This window comes from Pseudomonas baetica (assembly GCF_051216495.1).
Classification (GTDB): Bacteria; Pseudomonadota; Gammaproteobacteria; order Pseudomonadales; family Pseudomonadaceae; genus Aquipseudomonas; species Aquipseudomonas baetica_B.
Window position 1 is genome coordinate 23,900 of record NZ_JBPKAM010000025.1, and the last position, 21,130, is coordinate 45,029.

Here is a 21,130-nt window from a genome sequence, read left to right on the forward strand (position 1 = left end):
AATCGCTGCAGTCGTCGCATTCGACGAACCCTCTATCGCGGTTGGTGTCACGCAGGGGCAGAAAGTTCGACGTATCGAAAAATATAATCAGGAGCAGCCCTCCGCTTATCCTTTTCCGATTGCAGCGGACAGGGCGTTACTGGTATCTGTACGCATAACCAGTATTTGCTCGCCATGGCCCATTTTCCCGTGACTGAAAACCCCCTCGACGATCCGTTCTATTACCTGAACAACTTCATGCAAGTGCTTGATTGGCTTGAGCTTCGCTATGGCGATGTGCTGAGCGTCGATGAGCAACGATTCATTGGCGACTTTAACGAACTGCCCCGTGAATCCAGGGCTTTGCTGGTCAGAATGGTCATGCGCAAGGGGCTTCATTTCAGGTGCAGTAAACTGCATTACACCGAAATCGGCGACATCGCCCGCGCAGCCGAACCGCTCCTGGCACTGGGTTGGGTCGATGAACAACAGCCGTTATCGGTCGAGGAGTTATTCGACATACTGCTCAAGGCAGAAATCGTTCAATGCCTCGGCAGCGCCATCAAGCAGCCCAAGGGAAAAAAGGCTGATTGGCTACCGGTACTCAGCGAGCAGTTCCCCGAAACCCGAAGTTTCGTGGACTGGTGTCCATCGCTCGATGAGCGCTTGTTCAGTCTGACCATCATGGGCCTGTGCGATCGCTTGCGCTTGATGTTTTTCGGCAATCTTTACCAGGACTGGTCCGAGTTTGTGCTGGCTGACCTTGGAATCTTTACCTACGAGAAAGTCGAATTCAGCATTGATTCCCGAGGGTTGCGCAGCCGCGAGGACGTCGACGCCTGCCTGTTCCTGCACCATTGCCAGCAAGATTTCGAGGCTGGCGAGGCGCTGGCCGGGGTTGTCGAGCGGATCAACGGGCTGACGCTGGACAATTCCTGGCTGCAACGGCGTCGTGACAAGCTGTTGTTCCAGATCGCCCAGCATTGCGAACGCGTGACGGATTTCTCCACTGCACTGACCTTGTACCGCCAATGTGCTTACCCCGGTGCGCGTGCGCGGTTGATCCGGGTGCTGGAACGTTGTGAGGAATACGAGCTGGCCCTGGAGCTCGCCATCGAGGCCGAACAGTCGCCTCAAAGCGCAGCCGAGCAACAGCAAGTGCTGCGCATGCTGCCCCGGCTGCGGCGCAAGCTCGGCGGGCCGCCAACAAAACGAGCGGCGGCGCGGGAAATGCAGCGTCTGGACTTGCAACTACCCAGGACCGATCCGCTGATGCCTGTGGAGTTCTACGTTCAGGCGCATCTGGCGGAGGCAACCGCGCCGGTGCATTACGTCGAAAACACCCTGATCAATTCACTGTTCGGCCTGCTGTGCTGGCCGGCGATTTTTGCGCCATTGCCGGGGGCTTTTTTCCATCCGTTCCAGCGTGGCCCGGTGGACCTGCTGAGTGAAGATTTCCAAGAGCGTCGTGCTGACATGTTCCAGAACTGCCTCGAGGAGCTTGACGACGGGCGTTATCGGCAAACCATCCGCGAACGCTATGCCGAAAAATGGGGCATACAGTCTCCCTTCGTCTTCTGGAACGTATTGAGCGACGAATTGCTGGAGCAAGCGCTGGACTGCCTGCCAGCCGAGCACCTCAAGCACTGGTTCAACCGACTGTTACTCGACATTAAGGCCAACCGCGCGGGGATGCCGGATCTGATCCAGTTTTGGCCGCAGCAAAAGACCTACCGCATGATCGAAGTCAAAGGGCCCGGTGATCGTCTTCAGGATAACCAGCTGCGCTGGCTGGAGTTCTGTCACGAGCACCACATGCCGATTGCCGTGTGCTACGTGCAGTGGGCGGAGCAAGACGCTTGAGCTACAGCATCGCGGTGCGTGCGCTGTGTGAGTTCACCGCCAAGGCCGGCGACCTCGACCTGCGCTTTACACCGTCGCCGACTGCACTGGAGGGCATCGTCGGGCATCGCACCGTGGCGTCCCGGCGTAGCGAGGGTTACCAGCGTGAAGTTGCGCTGGAAGGCCTGTACCAAAACTTGAAAGTCAAAGGCAGAGCGGATGGCTATGACCCCGCGCAAAACTGCCTGGAAGAAGTCAAAACCTACCGCGGCGACCTGAGCAAGCAACCGGACAATCACCGCCAACTGCATTGGGCCCAGGCGAAAATCTATGGCTGGTTGATGTGCCGAAAACTTGTGCTTGAGCAGATCAATCTTGCGCTGGTGTACTTCGACATCATCAGCGAAAAGGAAACCTGCCTGGTCGAAACCTTCAGCGCCACGCAGTTGGAGCAATTTTTCGAACAGCATTGCGCACGGTTCCTGCACTGGGCCGGACAGGAAGTGGCTCATCGGGAGGCTCGTGATCAGGCGGCTCGGCAATTGGCGTTCCCCCATGCCGGCTTTCGACCCGGACAGCGTCATTTGGCGGAATCGGTGTTCAAGGCCGTCAGCACCGGTCGTTGCCTGATGGCTCAGGCGCCAACCGGAATTGGCAAGACCGTCGGCACACTGTTCCCAATGCTCAAGGCCCTGGCACCGCAGCAACTGGACAAGGTGTACTTCCTCATGGCGAAAACCCCGGGGCGAAAACTGGCCCTGGACGCGGCCCGGGTGATCCTCGACCGGGCCGATGCTCCGCCCTTGCGTGTTATGGAAATGGTTGCCCGGGACAAGGCCTGCGAGCATCCGGACAAGGCCTGTCATGGCGAATCCTGCCCTTTGGCCCGGGGCTTCTATGATCGCTTGCCAGCTGCGCGCCAGGCCGCCAGCGAATTGAACCTGCTGGATCAAGGCGCATTGCGCCGGATCGCCCTGGACCATGAGGTATGTCCTTATTACCTGAGCCAGGAAATGGCCCGTTGGACCGACGTAGTGGTTGCCGATTACAACTACTACTTCGACTTTAGCGCCTTGTTGTTCGGGCTGGCCCAGGCCAACCAATGGAACGTCGCGGTGCTGGTGGACGAGGCTCACAACCTGGTGGAACGCGGGCGCCAGATGTACAGCGCCAGCCTCGATCAAGCGACCCTCAATGCGGTACGAAAAACGGCCCCGGATGCGTTGAAAAGGCCTTTGCAACGGGTCAATCGCGAATGGAACGCCCTGCATGACCCGCAACGGGGGGCCTATCAGGCTTACGACAAGGCGCCGGAAAAACTGCTCCAGGCATTGTCATCCTGCAATGCCAGCATCGGTGACTACCTCAACGATCACCCTCAGGGGCTGGACAGTGAACTCCAGCGCTTTTACTTCGACATGTTGCAATTCTGCCGGGTGGCCGAACTCTTCGATGAGCATTTTCTGTTCGATATCAGCAAGCGTGACCTCCAGCGCAAACGGCAACGCTCGCAACTGTGCCTGCGCAATGTGGTGCCCGCTGGCTTCATTGGCCCACGCCTGAGCGCTGCACGCAGCACCGTGCTGTTCTCCGCGACACTCAGTCCGCGCCATTACTACGCCGATCTGCTGGGAACGCCGGCGAACACCGTGTGCATTGACGTTGAATCGCCATTTGATCCCAGGCAGTTGCAGGTGCACATCGTCAACCAGATCTCCACGCGGTTCGCCCACCGTCAGGCGTCCGTGGCGCCGATTGTCGAGTTGATCGCCGGGCAGTACAGCCAACGCCCAGGCAACTACCTCGCGTTTTTCAGCAGCTTCGATTATTTGCAGCAAGTGATGCAGTCGTTGGCCGAGCGCCATCCCGGCATCAACCTGTGGTCACAGTCCCGTGGCATGGCCGAAGCGCAGCGTCAGCAGTTTCTCGATCAGTTCACTGAAGGTGGCGAAGGCATCGGTTTTGCGGTGCTGGGCGGGGCATTCGGTGAGGGTATCGACCTGCCCGGTGCGCGGTTGATCGGTGCGTTCATCGCCACCCTGGGGCTGGCGCAATTCAACCCGGTCAACGAACAGATGAAACGGCGCATGGCCGCCATTTTCGGGGCCGGCTACGACTACACCTATCTCTATCCTGGCGTGCAGAAAGTGGTACAGGCCGCCGGACGGGTGATTCGCACGCAGCAGGACGAAGGGGTGGTGATGCTGATTGATGATCGTTTTGCCGAGAGCAAGGTCAAGGATTTGCTGCCGCGTTGGTGGTCGATTGCGCCAGCGCTTTTTCACGCTGCGATGTAGGTATTCGTCATTTTATGAAACATAGACATGACTTGAAGTAGATGACCCATTGAACAGTTTGCGAATGCACTCTTTATTAAAAGGGCTGAATATCACCCAACTGTTTGATAAGGAAATCAAAACATGTCGCAAACACCAAACTATACGTACACCCCTGATCAGGTCACGGCGGCGTTCAATGAAATAAGCGCGACGCTGTTCAGCGGCATCACCGTGGAGGCAACCCCAAAGATGCTGGTTGTCGCCGGGCTGGAAGCCTCAGGCAAGACCTATCTGCTGGAAAAACAACTGCTGCCATCGAAGCGTTATGCTAATTACATACGCCTTTACCTGCCTGAATATCGAAAGAAACACCCCCAATACGACGAGATGATAAAACTGGGCGTATTGCACGCCTATGAGCATACGGAGTCATTTGTTCGCGAAGTCTGCTCGAAGATCTTTGCGAAAGCCTTCACCGGTAAATACAACATCATCATGGAGACAGCGTTCGATTCCATCGAACTTGTGTCCTTTCCACCCACGGCAACAGCCATGGGTTATCAGTTAGAGGTTCACATCGTCGGCTGTACTCAAGAGTTCGCTCACTTGTCGAGCGTCAAAAGAGCGCTCAAAAGCCTGCAGGCAAAGGAGATGGAAAGGTTTCTCTCGCTGTCGAAGCTGGATGCCAGCATGAGCCACGCCAAAGCGATCATCGTGGCACTCCAGACCGCGGCAAAGGCGATCAGTGGCTCCCAGATCAACCTGTACGAGCGCGGATTCGGTGCATTGAAGGAGCGTACGCATGTTGCCCAAAGCACGTATACGAAAGCCGCCGACGGTACGGTCACCACAACGACAACCAAGGTCAATTTTTCGTACGACGTCTATTCCAGCATTATCGAGAATCAGGTGTTCGCAGTGAGCGATCGCAATGAATTGCTTAAAGAGTGCAATCTGGCGCTGCTCCAGGCGGCCGTTCATGCGCCCAACGTCCCTGATTTCGTCTACAACGAGTTGTACGCCTATATCGTCAAGTACGTGAGCCGGTAGCCCTTGTGCGGAGGATGTGTCCAAATGGTTAATTTGACGCATACTCAGGAAAAACATTCCTGACGCGAGAACTCAATGAGCGAGGATCGAATCAAGGTGGACGTTAGCGAAGAGACGCGCTTTCGCCTGCTGATCGATGCGGTGGTCGATTATGCGATCTACATGATCGATCCCGACGGCATCATTTCCAGCTGGAATGCGGGTGCCAGGCGTTTCAAGGGTTACGAGGAAGCCGAAATCCTCGGTCATCATTTCTCGCGTTTTTACACTGAAGAGGATCGTCGTGCCGGGTTGCCGCAACGGGCACTGGACACGGCGATTCGCGAAGGGCGTTTCGAAGGCGAGGGTTGGCGTGTGCGCAAGGACGGCACGCATTTCTGGTGCCATGTGGTGATCGATCCGATACGCGATCCTTCGGGGACGTTGCTGGGGTTTGCCAAGATCACCCGCGACCTGACCGATCGAAAAATGGCCGAGGAAACCCTCAAGCAAAGCGAGCAGCAATTTCGTTTGCTGGTGCAGAGTGTCACGGATTACGCCATCTACATGCTGACCGCCGATGGGCGCGTGAGCAACTGGAACCCGGGCGCCCAACGCATCAAGGGTTACAGGCCCGAGGAAGTCATCGGCCAGCACTTCTCCATGTTTTACACACCGGAAGACCGTGAGGCCGGCGAGCCGCAACGCACTCTGGACAGTGCCGTGCGCGAAGGGCGATTCGAAAACAAGGGCTGGCGCCTGCGCAAGGACGGCACGCGGTTTCTCGCCCATGTGGTGGTGGACCCGATCTGGGGCGACACTGGCACATTGCTCGGATTCGCCAAGATTACCCGTGACATTACCGAGGCGGCGCAAGCACAGCAGGCCCTTGAGCAAACCCGTGAGGCGCTGTTCCAGGCGCAAAAAATGCAGGCCATCGGTCAACTCAGCGGCGGGATTGCCCACGATTTCAACAATTTGCTGACTGTCATCCTTGGTAATCTGGAAATCGTCCGCAAACGCCTGGGAGACGATCCGAAACTGACCCGTTTGCTGGATAACGCCACCCAAGGCGCCCTGCGTGGTGTATCCCTGACCCAGCGTATGCTGGCGTTTGCCCGGCGCCAGGAACTCAAGGCCGAATCCGTTGACATACCGGCGCTGGTGCAAGGTATCAGCGGTCTTCTGCGCAGCTCCCTGGGGCCTTCGGTGAAAATCGAAACCTGCTTCATGCCAGAGCCCGAACCGGTACTGGCGGATGTCAATCAACTTGAACTGGCGGTACTCAATCTGGCGACCAATGCCCGTGATGCAATGCCTGACGGCGGAAAACTCGTGCTCGGCACCCGGACGGAGGTCATCCTGGATCAGCCCCATTCTTCCCTGGCACCAGGGCGTTATGTCTGCCTGACGGTCACCGACACAGGGGAGGGCATGGATGACGCCACGCTGGCTTCGGCGATGGACCCATTCTTCACCACCAAGGGTGTCGGTAAGGGGACGGGGCTGGGGTTGTCGATGGTCCATGGCTTCATCGAACAAATGGGGGGGCGCTTCGTCCTCAAGAGCGAGAAAGGCAAGGGCACGACTGCCGAGCTTTGGCTGCCCGTCGCCAAGGCGGGAGCGGTTACCGGTCCGCTGGCCACCGAGCCGGAAACACCGCAGGTTCCGCGGTTGAGCGTGCTGGTGGTCGATGACGACAGCCTGGTACTCACCAGCACCTGCCTGTTGCTGGAGGACCTCGGACACCGGGTGATAGTTGCAGAGTCCGGGGCCCAGGCATTGCAGTTGTTTGAAAGGGAACAGCATTTCGACCTGGTCATCACCGACATGGCCATGCCACACATGAATGGCGCCCAACTGGCCCAGTCCATTCGCATGCTCCAGCCGGCCTTGCCAATCATCCTGGCGACGGGATACGCCGACCGCCTGGAGGGTTTTGCGGCGGCGCTGCCGCGATTATCCAAGCCCTTCACGCAAATCAATCTGGTTGAAGTCATCGCTTCGACAATGAAGTGAGTTGCTCATATCGCGCCAGCATCGGCTGGGTGCTGATGCCGTGCAGCAGAATGCTCAGTGCTACCACCGACAGCGTGAGGTCGGCGCACAGGCTGGCCACTCCTGTGGGAAGCTCGTGATTCATGGCGTAGAACAAATAGTAAAAGCTACCGATGCCACGAATCCCGAACCAGCCGATCAACCATCGTTGCCGGCCGTTGAGCAAACGGCCCCATGGCAGCAGGACAACACTCAGGGGACGAATCACACAGAACAGCACCAATGCAATCGCCAGGGCCCGCCAGTCCCAGTGCCCGATCAGCACCACGCCGAGCAGGGTCACCAGAAAAACCTCCATGGCCCGCTCGACCAGACCGCCAAAGAACAGCATGTCGCCGATCATGATTCCGGCGGCGACCTGGCTGTCCTCAAGGTTTTCTATATCACCGTGCACGGCGTTGTCCGGTTCGACATTCTGGTGACCGACCACCGCCTGAACCAGATGCTCGGCCGGTGGTTGGGCGTGTGCCGTCGATTTGACTTCGGCTCGACGCAAGCCCAACCCCGCGGCGAACACCGAGAGAAAGCCATAACCGTGAACCGATTCGGCTGCGACATACGCCAGCGCAATCAGGGCAAGCGTCAGGTAATCGTTGGGGGAGAGGGTGCTGTCGGCATTGCGGATGCGCATCGACAGGGTCAGGCGCCCGATACCCCGGCCCATGCCGTAACCCATCAATAGGCCGACAGGCACCGCCCATAACAGGCGATTGAGCGCCCAGTCATCAAGCCAGGCACTGGAGGCACTTTCGCCTTCTTGCAGAAGCAGTAACCCGAGGATGACAAACGGGAAGGCGATGCCATCGTTGAGACCGGCCTCACCGGAAAGCCCGAAGCGTACCGGGTCATCATCCTTGGCATCGTTGACCTGTACCAGTGACGCCAGCACCGGGTCGGTCGGCGCCAGAATCGCACCGATCAGCAATGAAGGGCCCCATGCCAGCCCGAAACCGTAATGCAGCAGCAGACAGACCCCGATGATGCTCAGGAGCATCACCGGTCCCGCCAGTCCGAACGCCACCCGCCATTTGCGATGCTTGAGCGGCAGTCGCAATTTCAGCCCGCAAACGAACAGGGAAAAGAGCACCGCGACTTCCGTAAGGTGTTCCATCCAGAAGGCCGCTTCGTTCAGATTCAAATTGAGCCAGCCCAAGCCCGCCGGACCAATGGCGATGCCCAACGCCAAGCACACGGCCGAGGTGGTCACGGGCAGCCAGCGCAGGTAAGAGGAGGTAAGTGCCAGCGCGAGCAGTACGGCGCCCAGTACCGCGACCCAGGCGACGAAGCTCATGGCTCAATAGAGGCGGGCATGACGATCTCCAGTTACCCGAGTACGGGCCCATAAGGTGTGGAGCGTAGGAATCGTCCGTGGGTTCCATTTTGTTCCTGTGGGAGCGAGCCTGCTCGCGAAGAGGCCAGCACATTCAACATCCGTGTTGGCTGACCCACCGCTTTCGCGAGCAGGCTCGCTCCCACAAGGGGATATGGCGGATCAGGCCTTCAGGTGACGCAAGCTGCGTTCCATCCGCGCAATTCCTTCTTCAAGCAGCGACCGTGGGCAGCCGAAGTTCAGGCGTACGAACTGTTTGCAGTCATCGCCGAAGTCCAGGCCAGGGCTCAGCCCGACTTTGGCCTGATCGAGAAAGAATTGCTGCGGGTTGTCCAGCCCCAGAGCCGTGCAGTCGAGCCATGCCAGATAGGTGCTTTGTGGCACATTCATGGTGATGCCCGGCAGGCGGGTGCGCACCGCGTCGACCAGGTAATCGCGGTTGCTTTGCAGATAGGCGCTCAGTTCTGCCAACCAGGGCCCGGCTTCGCTGTAGGCGACGCGGGTGGCCTCAAGGCCCAGCGGGTTGACGCTGTCGACCATGCCGCAACGGGCATGGTTGACACGCTCGCGCAGGTGCCGGTCCTGAATGATCATGAACGAGGTTTTCAGTCCGGCGATGTTGTAGGCCTTGCTGGCCGACATCAGGGTGATGGTGCGCTGGGCGATCTGTGGGCTCAGCGTCGCCATCGGGATGTGTTTACGGCCGTCGTAGCACAGTTCGGCATGGATCTCGTCGGAGATGATCCAGGCGTCGTGCTCAAGACAGATGTCGGCGATGGCTTGCAGTTCGGCCCGTGGGAAAGCCTTGCCCAACGGGTTATGCGGATTGCTCAGCAGCAGCGCGCCGCCACCCTGCAGCGACTGGCTCAGGGTCTCCAGCGGCGTGGTATAGGTGCCGTCCGCTTGCGCGTCGAAACCCAGCTCGACCTTGTTCAGGCCCCAATGGCCCGGCGCATGGCGTAGCGGCGGATAGTTGGGCACCTGTACCACGACGTTCTGCTGCGGCTGGACTAGCGCCTTCAACGCCATGTTGAAGCCTGACTCGACCCCCGGCAGGAAGATCAGCTCCTGCGGCTCGACGCGCCAGGCGTACTTGCTCCACAGGTCGGCCACGATGGCTTCGCGCAGGTTATCCGGGGCCACGCTGTAGCCGACCATCGGGTGCTCCAGACGCTTTTGCAGGGCCTGGATGATCATCGGCGGTGCGGCAAAATCCATGTCGGCGACCCACATCGGCAACACGTCGGCCGGGTAGCGGCTCCATTTGGTGCTGCCGGTGTTGTGGCGGTCGTACACCTGATCAAAATCGAAAGTCATGCGCGGTCTCGTAAGGCGGGGTTAATCATGCCCGCCATGATAAGCGCCAATCAGTTCAAACAACACAATCACTGTGGGAGCTGGCTTGCCAGCGATGACGGCAGCACAGTCAAAATTAATGTTGGCTGACCCACCGCTATCGCGGGCAAGCCCGCTCCCACAGGCTTCGACAAACGGCCGACGGTCGGTTTTCACACAGAGTGTCAGTGTGTTGACTAAAGTTTGAAATGTCGGCAGCCCGTCTGCCGCGCCCGTGATTGTCCAGAAAAATCCGGCAAAGCACCGGATTACCACCTGATCAGGAGTGCACGATGGACCTCAGCCGTCGTCAGTTCTTCAAGGTCGCCGGTATCGGCCTTGCAGGCTCTAGCCTGGGCGCGTTGGGCATGGCCCCGACGCCTGCCTTTGCCGAACAGGTGCGTCATTTCAAGCTCGCCCACACCCATGAAACCCGCAACACCTGCCCGTATTGCTCGGTCGGCTGCGGGTTGATCATGTACAGCCAGGGCGATACGGCGAAGAATGTCGCGCAAAGCATCATCCACATCGAAGGTGACGCCGACCACCCGGTCAACCGCGGCACCCTGTGCCCCAAAGGCGCAGGCCTCTTGGACTTCATTCACAGCCCCGGTCGCCTGCAATACCCGCAGGTACGCAAGCCCGGCAGCGATGAGTGGACGCGTATAGGATGGGATGAAGCACTCGATCGCATCGCCGACCTGATGAAGGCCGACCGCGACGCCAACTTCATCGAGAAGAACGCCCAGGGCCAGACGGTGAACCGTTGGCTGACGACGGGGTTCCTCGCGGCCTCGGCGGCGTCCAACGAAGCGGGTTACATCACCCATAAGGTCATTCGCAGTCTCGGCATGCTGGGGTTCGATAACCAGGCGCGTGTCTGACACGGCCCGACGGTGGCAAGTCTTGCCCCGACGTACGGCCGTGGTGCCATGACCAATACCTGGACCGATATCGCCAATGCGAATCTGGTTCTGGTGATGGGCGGCAACGCAGCAGAAGCGCACCCTTGCGGCTTCAAATGGGTGACCGAAGCCAAGGCGCACAACAAGGCACGTTTGATCGTGGTCGATCCGCGTTTCACCCGGACCGCCTCGGTGGCCGACTATTACGCGCCGATTCGTACCGGTACCGACATCGCCTTCATGGGGGGGCTGATCAATTACCTGCTGACCCACGACAAGATCCAGCACGAATACGTGCGCAATTACACCGACGTCTCGTTCATCGTCAAAGCGGGCTATGGCTTCGAGGACGGCATCTTTAGCGGTTATGACGTGGCCAAACGTGCCTACACCGACAAGTCCGGCTGGGGCTACGAACTCGGTGAGGATGGTTTTGCCAAAGTCGACCCGACCCTGCAGGACCCTCGCTGCGTCTATCAATTGATGAAGCAGCACTACAGCCGCTACTCCATCGAACTGGCAAGCCAGATTTGCGGCATGCCGGTTGATGCCATGCAGAAAATCTGGGACGAAATCGCCACGTGCTCGCAACCGGGCAAGACCATGACGATTCTCTATGCCCTGGGCTGGACCCAGCATTCGATCGGCTCGCAGATCATCCGCAGCGCGGCGATGGTGCAATTGTTGCTGGGCAACGTCGGCATGCCGGGCGGTGGGGTCAATGCCTTGCGCGGGCACTCCAATATCCAGGGGTTGACCGACCTGGGGCTGTTGTCCAACTCATTGCCGGGCTACCTCACGTTGCCCGGTGATGCCGAACAGGACTACAACGCCTATATCGTCAAACGCACGCAAAAACCGCTGCGTCCCGGACAGCTGTCCTACTGGCAGAACTACAGCAAGTTCCACGTCAGCCTGATGAAAGCCTGGTACGGCGCCAATGCCACGGCCGAAAACAACTGGGCCTACGAGTACCTGCCGAAGCTGGACATCCCCAACTACGACATCCTCAAGGTCTTCGACCTGATGGGCCAGGGCAAGGTCAACGGCTACATGTGCCAGGGCTTCAACCCCATCGCCGCGCTGCCCGACAAGAACCGGGTGACAGCGGCGCTGGCCAAATTGAAGTGGCTGGTGGTGATGGACCCGCTGTCCACCGAGACCTCGGAGTTCTGGCGTAACGTCGGACCGTACAACGATGTGAAAAGCGCTGATATCCAGACCGAAGTGATTCGCCTGCCCACCACCTGTTTTGCCGAAGAGGACGGCTCGCTGGTCAACAGCAGCCGCTGGTTGCAATGGCACTGGAAGGGCGCCGAGGGCCCCGGCGAAGCGCGCACCGACATTCGCATCATGAGCGAGTTGTTCCTGCGTCTGCGTCAGCGCTATCAGGCCAACGGCGGCGCCTGGGCCGAGTCGATCCTCAAGTTGTCGTGGCCGTACAAGATTCCCGAGGAGCCTTCACCGGAGGAGCTGGCCAAGGAAATCAACGGCAGCGCCACCGCCGATTTCACCGATGCCACGGGTGCGGCGATCAAGGCCAATGCGCAACTGGCCGCGTTCAGTCAGCTGAAGGACGATGGCAGCACCGCGTCCGGTTGCTGGATTTTCTGCGGCAGCTGGACCGAAACCGGTAACCAGATGGCGCGGCGCGACAACAACGACCCGTTCGGCATGCATCAGCACCAAGGCTGGGCCTGGGCCTGGCCGGCGAACCGGCGGATTCTCTACAACCGCGCCTCGGCCGACCCGCAAGGCAAGCCGTGGGATCCGAAAAAGCGCCTGGTGTGGTGGAACGGCAAGGCCTGGGGCGGCACCGATGTGCCGGACTACAAGGCCGACGTGGCGCCGGAAGCGGGAATGAATCCGTTCATCATGAACCCCGAAGGCGTGGCACGGTTCTTTGCCGTCGACAAGATGAACGAGGGACCATTCCCCGAGCATTACGAGCCATTCGAAACGCCGATCGGCATCAACCCGTTGCACCCGCAAAACAAGAAAGCCACCAGCAACCCGGCGGCCCGGATCTTTGATTCGGTGTGGGATTCCCTTGGCGTGGCCAAGGATTATCCCTATGCCGCCACCAGCTATCGGTTGACCGAGCATTTCCACTTCTGGAGCAAGCACTGCAAGCTCAATGCAATCGCACAACCCGAGCAATTCGTCGAAATCGGCGAAGTGCTGGCCAAGGAGAAAGGCATCGTCGCCGGTGACCGGGTGCGGGTCAGCAGCAAGCGCGGGCACATTGAAGCGGTGGCGGTGGTGACCAAGCGGATACGGCCGTTGCAGGTCAACAATCAGGTGGTGCACCAGATCGGTATCCCGTTGCACTGGGGCTTTACCGGGCTGACGCGTCACGGTTACCTGACCAACACCCTGGTGCCGTTCCTCGGCGATGGCAATACCCAGACCCCGGAATCCAAGTCATTCCTGGTCAACGTGGAGAAAGTCTAAATGGCCAGCCAAGACATCATTGCCCGCTCGGCCACCACCACCGTGCCGTCTTCGGTGCGCAATCTGGAGGAAGTCGCCAAGCTGATCGACACCACCAAATGCATCGGCTGCAAGGCCTGCCAGGTCGCCTGTTCGGAATGGAACGAGTTGCGCGACGACGTCGGGCACAACCACGGCACCTACGACAATCCGCAAGACCTCACGGCTGAAACCTGGACCCTGATGCGTTTCACCGAGCACGAAACCGACGCCGGCAACCTGGAGTGGTTGATCCGCAAGGATGGCTGCATGCACTGTGCCGAGCCCGGTTGCCTGGCGGCATGCCCCAGCCCCGGGGCGATTATCAAGCATGCCAACGGCATCGTCGATTTCAATCAGGACCACTGCATCGGCTGCGGCTACTGCATCACCGGTTGCCCGTTCAACATTCCGCGCATTTCGCAAAAGGATCACAAGGCCTACAAATGCACGCTGTGTTCGGACCGGGTGGCGGTGGGGCTGGAGCCGGCCTGCGTGAAAACCTGTCCGACCGGCGCCATCGTGTTCGGCTCCAAGGAAGACATGAAGGAGCATGCCGCCGAGCGTATCGTCGACCTCAAGAGCCGCGGCTTCGATAACGCCGGCCTGTACGACCCGGCCGGTGTCGGCGGCACCCATGTGATGTATGTGCTGCACCACGCCGACACGCCAAAGCTCTACGCCGGACTGCCTGCCGACCCGGCGATCAGCCCGCTGGTGAGCCTGTGGAAAGGCGTGAGCAAACCGCTGGCGCTGCTGGCCATGGGCGCGGCAGTGGTTGCCGGGTTCTTCCACTACGTGCGGGTCGGTCCGCAAGTGGTCGAAGAGGATGAGCTACCGCACGGCCCGGATCCGGCGGTGCACGAAGTCGATCCGGCAGTGCACACCTATGACCCGAAAAGGGAGAACCGGCCATGATCCGCAAGCAGATCCTGCGCTACACCGCCAACCAGCGCACCAATCACTGGTTGGTGGCGATCCTGTTCTTGATGGCCGGGTTGTCCGGACTGGCGTTGTTTCACCCGGCGTTGTTCTGGCTGAGTAACCTGTTTGGCGGCGGGCCGTGGACACGCATCCTGCACCCGTTCATGGGCGTCCTGATGTTCCTGTTTTTCCTCGGCCTGGTGTTCCGTTTCTGGCGCGCCAATTATTTCATCGCCAATGATCGCCTGTGGCTGCGGCGTATCGACCGGGTGATGCGCAACGAAGAGGAGGGCGTACCACCGATAGGCAAATACAACCCCGGGCAGAAGCTGCTGTTCTGGACTTTACTGCTGTGCATGCTGGTGCTGCTGTTCAGTGGCCTGGTGATCTGGCGCGCGTATTTCAGTGCGTACTTCGGCATCACCAGCATTCGCTGGGCGATGCTGCTACATGCGCTGGCCGGCTTCGTGCTGATCCTGAGCATCATCGTGCACATCTATGCCGGCATCTGGATCAAGGGCTCGGTCAGCGCCATGATGCACGGCTGGGTCAGCCGCGCGTGGGCGAAGAAGCACCATGAACTCTGGTATCGCGAAGTCACCAACGACAAAGCGGCCGAGCGACCGATCACGAAAAAGGGCTGACACTTGCCAACCATTCTCGAACCCGGACAAATCGAAGCGGCGGCCGGCTCGCCGCCGTTTCTGCACCAGCCTCCGCACAACCTGTTCAGCCTGCGCGCCGAGCGCCTCGACCAATTGGCCGAAGGGCATCCGTTGGCCGATTACCTGCGCCTGCTGGCCGGAGTATGCCGGGCGCAGCAGCAAGTGCTGGACGATCCACCGCAAAGCGACCCCCTGGACCGCCAACGCATCGAGTTGTGCCAGCAGCACGGGCTGCCGCCGTTCGCCGCCGACAGCCTCAGCCGCGAGGATGATTGGCAGACGTACCTTGACGCCTTTTTGCAACGCTACGCCGCCCCCGAACAGCCTGCCGTCACCGAGGCGCTGGACACGCTGCGCGCCGCCAGCCCCGGGCAACGTCGCGCCTGGGCGGTGGCATTGGTCAGTGGCCAGTATTCGCTAGTGCCCGCGGCGTTGGTGCCGTTCCTTGGCGCAGCGCTGCAAACCGCCTGGAGCCATTGGCTGCTCAGCACGCCGAACCTGCAACTGGCGCAAGGGCCCGGTCTGAGCCAGTGCCCGGCCTGCGGTTCGCCGGCCATGGCCGGGGTGATTCGAAACCGTGGCAAGCACAACGGTTTGCGTTATCTGGTCTGTTCCTTGTGTGCCTGCGAGTGGCACGTGGTGCGGGTCAAATGCGTGTACTGCGATCAGAGCAAAGGGCTGGAGTACCTCAGCCTTGAAGATGATCGCCACGCCGCCAATCAGGCACCGCTGCGGGCGGAGGTCTGCCCGGGCTGCAATGCCTATCTGAAGTTGCTTTATCTGGAGAACGACGCCCACGCGGAAGCGCTGTCGGCGGACCTGGCCAGCCTGATGCTGGACATGCGTCTGGCCCAGGACGGTTATCAGCGGCTGGCACCGAATCTGTTGCTGGCACCGGGAGACGAGTGAAGACAGGGTCTACACTCTGGCGCGACGGCCACAGTTTCGCCGACGCAATCGCCCCCCCTGTAGGAGCGAGCATGCTCGCGATGGAAGCCCAGACAACGCGATCATTCAGACAGAGCGCGTTATCGTTAACGACCATCGCGAGCATGCTCGCTCCTACAGGGACATGCCGGGTCAGACACCGCCAACTCTGGAGCGCCCAATGCCCGCAAGCCTTGCCAGCCAATCCCCGCGTTTGCCTTCGATTGACAGCCTGCTTCGCCATTCAGCGTGCCAGCCACTGGCCGAGCGCTATGGGCGTGAAGCCTTGTTGGCCGCCCTGCGGCAACTGCTCGATGATGTACGTGAAAGCGCTCAACAAGGACAGATCGGGGCCATCGAAACCACCCCCGAGGTGCTCGCGGGCCGTGTAGCCGAACGCCTGGCCAATCAGCACCGTAGCCACGTGCGCCGAGTGTTCAACCTCACCGGCACCGTGTTGCACACCAATCTGGGCCGCGCCTTGTTGCCGGAAGAAGCCATCGAGGCCGTGCAAATGGCCGCGCGCTATCCGCTCAATCTGGAATTCGATCTTCACAGCGGCAAGCGCGGCGACCGCGACGATCTGATCGAAGGGTTGATCCGCGAGCTGACCGGCGCCGAAGCGGTGACCGTGGTCAACAACAATGCCGCTGCGGTCCTGCTCACCCTCAACAGCCTGGGCGCACGCAAGGAAGGCATCATTTCCCGGGGTGAACTGATCGAAATCGGCGGCGCGTTTCGCATCCCCGACATCATGGCCCGTGCCGGCGTGAAGCTGCATGAAGTCGGCACCACCAACCGCACCCACGCCCGTGACTACGAAGCCGCCATCGGCCCGCGCAGTGGCCTGGTGATGCGCGTGCATGCCAGCAACTACGCCATTCAGGGTTTCACCGCCAGTGTGCCCACAACAGAGTTGGCGCAACTGGCCCATCGACATGGCTTGCCGCTGCTTGAAGACCTGGGCAGCGGCAGCCTGCTGGACCTCACTCGCTGGGGGCTGCCCGCTGAGCCCACGGTGCGTCAGGCATTGTTCGATGGCGCGGACATCGTCACCTTCAGCGGCGACAAGTTGCTCGGCGGCCCGCAGGCCGGATTGATTGTCGGACGCAAGGAGCTGATCACCCGGATCAAGAAGAATCCGCTCAAACGCGCACTGCGGGTCGACAAACTGACCCTGGCCGCGCTTGAAGCCGTGCTGGGCTTGTACCGCAACCCGGATCGTTTGGCCGAACGCCTGCCGAGCCTGCGCCTGCTGACCCGGCCTCAGGCGGACATCCTCGCCCAAGCGGTGCGGCTGCAACCGTCATTGGCCAAGGTGCTGGGTGCTGCCTGGAGCGTCAGTGCGGTGCCGGCGCTGGGCATGATCGGCAGCGGCAGCCAACCGGTGGCACGCTTGCCGAGTGCGGCTCTTTGTCTTCGCCCGCACACCTCAAAACGTCTGCGCGGGCGCTGCCTGCACGGGCTGGAAGAGACGTTGCGAAGACTGCCGATACCGGTGCTCGGGCGCATTGACGAAGACGCCTTATGGCTCGACTTGCGGCAACTGGATGATGAGCCGGCGTGGCTGGCGCAACTCGACCAATTGCAGCAAGGGGATCGGGCAGGGTGATTGTCGGCACTGCGGGGCACATCGACCACGGCAAGACCGCATTGCTTGAGGTTCTGACCGGGCAGGCGGGTGACCGGCGCCGGGAAGAGCGCGAGCGTGGCATGACCATCGACCTGGGCTATCTCTACGCCACACTGACACCAGGGGCGACCCAGACCGGTTTTATCGACGTACCGGGACATGAGCGCTTTACCCATAACATGCTCGCTGGGGCGCAGGGCATCGACCTGGTGTTGCTGGTGGTCGCCGCCGATGACGGTGTGATGCCGCAGACCCGAGAACACCTGGCCATCGTCGAACTGCTGGGCATTCCCCGGGCTCTGGTGGCCATCAGTAAATGCGACCGGGTCGAACCGTCCCAGGCGCAGGCCGTGCGCGAGCAGATCCGCACCCTGTTGGCGCCCGGGCCTTATGCCGATGCACCCATGATCGCATTGTCGAGTGTGACCGGCGAGGGCATCGAAACCCTGCGCCAGGCCTTGCTGGATGCTCAGCGAGAAGTGCGGCAGCGCAGCCTCGACGGTGGTTTTCGCCTGTGGATCGACCGGGCATTCAGCGTCGCCGGCGCGGGTATCGTGGTCACCGGCACCGCACTGTCGGGGCAGGTGGCGGTGGGGGATACACTGATGCTCGGTCCACATGGCAAACCGGTGCGGGTGAGAGGACTCCACGCGCAGAACCAGGTCGCCGAAACTGCCATCGCCGGGCAGCGCGTGGCGTTGAACCTCAGCGGTGAACGCCTGGCGTTGGAGCAGCTTCACCGTGGCCAGTGGCTCTCGGCCGAGTGGCTGTATGCGCCGACCCAACGCGTGGACATCGACCTGCAATTGTTGGCGAGTGAGTCCCGTGCCTTCGAGCATTTTCAACCGGTGCATGTGCATGTCGGCACCCAGGACGTCACGGGGCGGGTGGCGTTGCTGGAGGGCTCCAGCCTGGCGCCGGGTGAACGGATGCTGGCGCAAATCCTGTTGAATGCACCGGTGCAGGTGGTCAAAGGCGATCCGTTGATCCTGCGAGACCCGAGCGCGCAACGCACCCTTGGTGGTGGGAGGGTACTCGACCCGTATGCGCCAACCCGGCACCGGCGCAGTCCTGAGCGAATCACGCAATTACAGGCACTGACCAACAACATTCGATTCGAAGCGCTTTTGCCTGCGCTGCTGGCTAACAGCGACACCGGGCTCGATCCACAATGCCTGGAGCGTCAGTTCAATCATCCGCGCGCACGCTGGGCGTTACCTGCCGAGGTGCGCTTGATCGAGACGCGGCAAGGCCCGGTGCTGTTCGACGCCGGTCGCTGGCAGTTCTTGAAAGCCGAACTGCTGCAACACCTGGCACGGTTTCATGAGTTGGAACCCGATCAAATGGGGCCGGACCGTGATCGTCTGCGACGGTTCACCGGCACGGCCCTAGACCGTCCGACCTTTATCAGCCTGCTCGATGAATTGCTGGCCAGCGGCGCCATCGATGCCAGCGGGCCCTGGCTGCATTTGCCTGATCATCAGGTGCGTCTGAGTGACGAGGACGACGCGCTGTGGCAACAGTTGCAGCCCCTGTTCGAGGCGGCCGGTTTCGACCCACCCTGGGTTCGCGAGCTGGGTCATGATGAAACCCGGGTGCGTCTGCTGTTGCGCAAAATGGCGCGGCTGGGGCTGCTGCATCAGGTGGTGCGGGATCTGTTTTACACCGAGGCGATGATTCGTCGCCTGGCGGCTATGCTCTTGCAACTGGCCGACGCCAACCCGGTGATCCAGGTGACGGCGTTTCGCGATGCAGTAGGCTTGGGACGCAAGCGCAGCATCCAGATCCTGGAGTATTTCGACCGGCTCGGCCTTACACGGCGCATTGGCGACAAGCGCCACATCCGTTTGGACAGTGCGCTGGCCCAGCGCATGGATCATTAAGCGTTCAGGAAGGTAATCGCGCCCGGTGGCGCGGCCGGGCTTCAAACCCGGTTGGGGACGGCATCCGTTCCCGGGCAGGTTCGACTCCGGCTACCTTCCGCCAGTTTTTCCAGGGCGAGCCTGCTCGCGAAGGCGGGGAAGGTCGGCCTGGTCATTTTCTGCCAGCTTTTTCCTTTGCTGTTGCCTTTGAATAGCCACGAGCGTCTATGCTGGGCAAATCAACTCCCCATCTTTTCAGCAAGCTACCAGGAGACGTCAATGGTACCCAGCCCCTTCTCAGAGAAGGCCCTGTCCCGCGGATTACTTGATGTGCTTATCCGCGCCGGGTTAATTACCGTTCTGGTGTTGTTCTGCTTCCAGATCTTCAGTCCCTTCCGTGACCTGATGTTGTGGTCGCTGATTCTCGCCATCACCCTCTACCCGTTGCAGCAAAAGCTCATGGGGCCGCTGGGGCAAAAGGAGGGGCGCATCGCGACGCTGATCATCCTGGTGTCCATCGTGATCCTCATGGTGCCGATCTACCTGTTGGGCACTTCGATTGCCGACTCGGTCGAAAGCGCCATGACCGTCGTCCAGAACGAGGGCTTCCACATTCCGCCGCCGAACGAGTCCGTCGCCGAATGGCCGGTAATCGGCAAGCAACTGTCGGCCCTCTGGTTGCAGGCGGCCACCGACCTTCCTGGCTTGACGGCGAAATACATCCCGCAAATCAAAGGCGTCAGCCTGACGTTGCTGGGCAAGCTGGCTGGCGTCGGCATGGGCTTTCTGACCTTTATCTTCGCGCTGATCATCGCCGGGATCTTCATGGCCTACGGTGAAGCCGGCAGCCGCTCGGCGGTGCAGATCTCATCACGCATCAGCGGCCCGGACAGAGGTCCGAAAATCGCCGCACTGTGCACCGCAACGATTCGCGCGGTGGCACTGGGGGTGGTCGGCATCGCGTTCATCCAGATGTTGCTGGTGGGCCTGGGCTTTGTCTTCAAGGGCGTCCCAGGCGCCGGGTTGCTGGCATTGGCGGTGCTGTTGCTGGGCATCATGCAATTGCCGGTGACCCTGATCACGCTACCGGTGATTGCCTACGTGTTCGCTACCGAGGGCGCCAGCACGGCGACGATCGTGTTTGCCGTGTACGTCTTCATCTCCGGGCTGGTGGACAACGTACTCAAGCCGTTGCTGCTGGGTCGCGGTGTCGACGTTCCGATGCCGGTGGTGCTGATCGGCGCCCTGGGCGGGATGGTCACCAGCGGCATCATTGGTCTGTTCATCGGCCCGGTGGTGCTTGCAGTCGGCTATCAGTTGTTCTGGCAATGGGTGGAGGACCGGCCGGCGGCGTAAGGCGCGCCACACCCCGGTACCCGCAGTATCATGAAGCGACGGATTGGCGAGGCCTGAGAGGGTTGAATCATGACCGTTCATTCGTGGGAAAAACTCTACCTTGATGACCTGCACGCGGGGCAGGTCTTTGAAAGCGACACCCTGCGTGTCGACCGACATGCGATGCTGGCGTTCGCTCAGCAGTTCGATCCGCAACCCTTCCATCTCGATCCCGAAGCCGCCAGCCTGAGCCTGTTTGGCGGGCTGGCGGCCAGTGGCTGGAACACTGCCGCCCTGACCATGAAACTGCTGGTGGACAGCGTGCCGCTGGCCGATGGAATCATTGGCCTGGGCATCGAACTGAGCTGGCCGACACCGACCTATCCCGAGGATGAATTGCGGCTGACGACGACGGTGCAAGCCATCGACCCATCCGCCACCAAGCCGGATCGGGGTGTGGTGACCGTGCTGATGGAAACCCGCAATCAGAAAGACAACGTGGTGCAGCGCGCCACGGGCAAGCTGCTGGTGTTCAGGACGCCGCCACCGGATTGA

General features: G+C 60.6%; 14 protein-coding genes and 1 tRNA gene. 13 read left to right on the plus strand and 2 right to left on the minus strand.

All coding sequences use genetic code 11. The annotated features are described in order from the left end of the window. Nucleotides 1–174: 174 nt before the first annotated feature. The 4 genes from ACSFE6_RS11740 (at nucleotide 175) to ACSFE6_RS11755 (ending at nucleotide 7,148) form a co-directional block, all read left to right on the plus strand. Nucleotides 175–1,842 carry a VRR-NUC domain-containing protein gene (locus ACSFE6_RS11740; RefSeq protein WP_435427753.1) on the plus strand — a complete coding sequence of 556 codons (1,668 nt, stop codon included), beginning with the start codon at nucleotides 175–177 and terminating at the stop codon, nucleotides 1,840–1,842. Continuing rightward, nucleotides 1,839–4,118 carry an ATP-dependent DNA helicase gene (locus ACSFE6_RS11745; protein WP_435427754.1) on the plus strand — a complete coding sequence of 760 codons (2,280 nt, stop codon included), beginning with the start codon at nucleotides 1,839–1,841 and terminating at the stop codon, nucleotides 4,116–4,118. Before ACSFE6_RS11740 ends, ACSFE6_RS11745 begins: the two co-directional genes overlap by 4 nt. A gap of 123 nt (nucleotides 4,119–4,241) precedes the next feature. Next, nucleotides 4,242–5,150, plus strand: coding sequence for a zeta toxin family protein (locus tag ACSFE6_RS11750; protein ID WP_435427755.1), 909 nt, complete (start codon nucleotides 4,242–4,244; stop codon nucleotides 5,148–5,150). Nucleotides 5,151–5,225: 75 nt separating this feature from the next. After that, a complete protein-coding gene (locus ACSFE6_RS11755) occupies nucleotides 5,226–7,148 on the plus strand; it encodes a PAS domain S-box protein (RefSeq protein ID WP_435427756.1) in 1,923 nt (640 codons plus the stop codon). On the opposite strand, the gene ACSFE6_RS11760 is transcribed toward ACSFE6_RS11755, so the two are convergent. Next, nucleotides 7,126–8,478: a cation:proton antiporter gene (locus ACSFE6_RS11760; RefSeq protein ID WP_435427757.1), complete on the minus strand. Its 1,353-nt coding sequence runs from the start codon at nucleotides 8,476–8,478 to the stop codon at nucleotides 7,126–7,128. The genes ACSFE6_RS11755 and ACSFE6_RS11760 overlap by 23 nt on opposite strands. A gap of 201 nt (nucleotides 8,479–8,679) precedes the next feature. Continuing rightward, on the minus strand, nucleotides 8,680–9,834 hold the full coding sequence (locus ACSFE6_RS11765) for a MalY/PatB family protein (protein ID WP_435427758.1): 1,155 nt from the start codon (nucleotides 9,832–9,834) through the stop codon (nucleotides 8,680–8,682). A 311-nt stretch (nucleotides 9,835–10,145) separates the two neighbouring features. Here ACSFE6_RS11765 and fdnG point away from each other — a divergent pair, with 311 nt between their 5' ends. The 9 genes from fdnG to ACSFE6_RS11810 all read left to right on the plus strand — a co-directional run bounded on the left by fdnG (nucleotide 10,146) and on the right by ACSFE6_RS11810 (nucleotide 21,130). Then, nucleotides 10,146–13,211 carry a formate dehydrogenase-N subunit alpha gene (fdnG, locus tag ACSFE6_RS11770; protein WP_435427759.1) on the plus strand — a complete coding sequence of 1,022 codons (3,066 nt, stop codon included), beginning with the start codon at nucleotides 10,146–10,148 and terminating at the stop codon, nucleotides 13,209–13,211. Beyond that, a complete protein-coding gene (fdxH, locus tag ACSFE6_RS11775) occupies nucleotides 13,212–14,147 on the plus strand; it encodes a formate dehydrogenase subunit beta (protein WP_435427760.1) in 936 nt (311 codons plus the stop codon). Further along, entirely contained in the window at nucleotides 14,144–14,797 is a 654-nt protein-coding gene (locus ACSFE6_RS11780) for a formate dehydrogenase subunit gamma (RefSeq protein ID WP_435427761.1), read from the plus strand. The genes fdxH and ACSFE6_RS11780 overlap by 4 nt, the downstream gene beginning before the upstream one ends. 3 nt (nucleotides 14,798–14,800) lie before the next feature. Continuing rightward, the gene (gene fdhE, locus ACSFE6_RS11785; protein ID WP_435427762.1) at nucleotides 14,801–15,727 is read left to right on the plus strand and encodes a formate dehydrogenase accessory protein FdhE; all 927 of its coding nucleotides are present in this window, start codon (nucleotides 14,801–14,803) and stop codon (nucleotides 15,725–15,727) included. A 199-nt stretch (nucleotides 15,728–15,926) separates the two neighbouring features. After that, the gene (gene selA, locus ACSFE6_RS11790) at nucleotides 15,927–17,357 is read left to right on the plus strand and encodes an L-seryl-tRNA(Sec) selenium transferase (RefSeq protein WP_435427763.1); all 1,431 of its coding nucleotides are present in this window, start codon (nucleotides 15,927–15,929) and stop codon (nucleotides 17,355–17,357) included. Beyond that, complete coding sequence (gene selB / locus ACSFE6_RS11795) at nucleotides 17,354–19,261, plus strand: selenocysteine-specific translation elongation factor (RefSeq protein WP_435427764.1); 1,908 nt, start codon at nucleotides 17,354–17,356, stop codon at nucleotides 19,259–19,261. The genes selA and selB overlap by 4 nt, the downstream gene beginning before the upstream one ends. A gap of 7 nt (nucleotides 19,262–19,268) precedes the next feature. Next, a tRNA-Sec gene (locus ACSFE6_RS11800) sits at nucleotides 19,269–19,364 on the plus strand. A gap of 155 nt (nucleotides 19,365–19,519) precedes the next feature. Beyond that, nucleotides 19,520–20,596 carry an AI-2E family transporter gene (locus ACSFE6_RS11805; protein ID WP_435427765.1) on the plus strand — a complete coding sequence of 359 codons (1,077 nt, stop codon included), beginning with the start codon at nucleotides 19,520–19,522 and terminating at the stop codon, nucleotides 20,594–20,596. A gap of 69 nt (nucleotides 20,597–20,665) precedes the next feature. After that, a complete protein-coding gene (locus ACSFE6_RS11810) occupies nucleotides 20,666–21,130 on the plus strand; it encodes a MaoC family dehydratase (protein ID WP_435427766.1) in 465 nt (154 codons plus the stop codon).

Bases quoted from the DNA above. Each gene is read 5' to 3' on its own strand.
- ACSFE6_RS11740 (WP_435427753.1), top strand. From the start codon at position 175: ATGGCCCATTTTCCCGTGACTGAAAACCCCCTCGACGATCCGTTCTAT.
- ACSFE6_RS11750 (WP_435427755.1), top strand. From the start codon at position 4,242: ATGTCGCAAACACCAAACTATACGTACACCCCTGATCAGGTCACGGCG.
- ACSFE6_RS11755 (WP_435427756.1), top strand. From the start codon at position 5,226: ATGAGCGAGGATCGAATCAAGGTGGACGTTAGCGAAGAGACGCGCTTT.
- ACSFE6_RS11760 (WP_435427757.1), bottom strand. From the start codon at position 8,478: ATGAGCTTCGTCGCCTGGGTCGCGGTACTGGGCGCCGTACTGCTCGCG.
- ACSFE6_RS11765 (WP_435427758.1), bottom strand. From the start codon at position 9,834: ATGACTTTCGATTTTGATCAGGTGTACGACCGCCACAACACCGGCAGC.
- fdxH (WP_435427760.1), top strand. From the start codon at position 13,212: ATGGCCAGCCAAGACATCATTGCCCGCTCGGCCACCACCACCGTGCCG.
- ACSFE6_RS11780 (WP_435427761.1), top strand. From the start codon at position 14,144: ATGATCCGCAAGCAGATCCTGCGCTACACCGCCAACCAGCGCACCAAT.
- selA (WP_435427763.1), top strand. From the start codon at position 15,927: ATGCCCGCAAGCCTTGCCAGCCAATCCCCGCGTTTGCCTTCGATTGAC.
- ACSFE6_RS11805 (WP_435427765.1), top strand. From the start codon at position 19,520: ATGGTACCCAGCCCCTTCTCAGAGAAGGCCCTGTCCCGCGGATTACTT.
- ACSFE6_RS11810 (WP_435427766.1), top strand. From the start codon at position 20,666: ATGACCGTTCATTCGTGGGAAAAACTCTACCTTGATGACCTGCACGCG.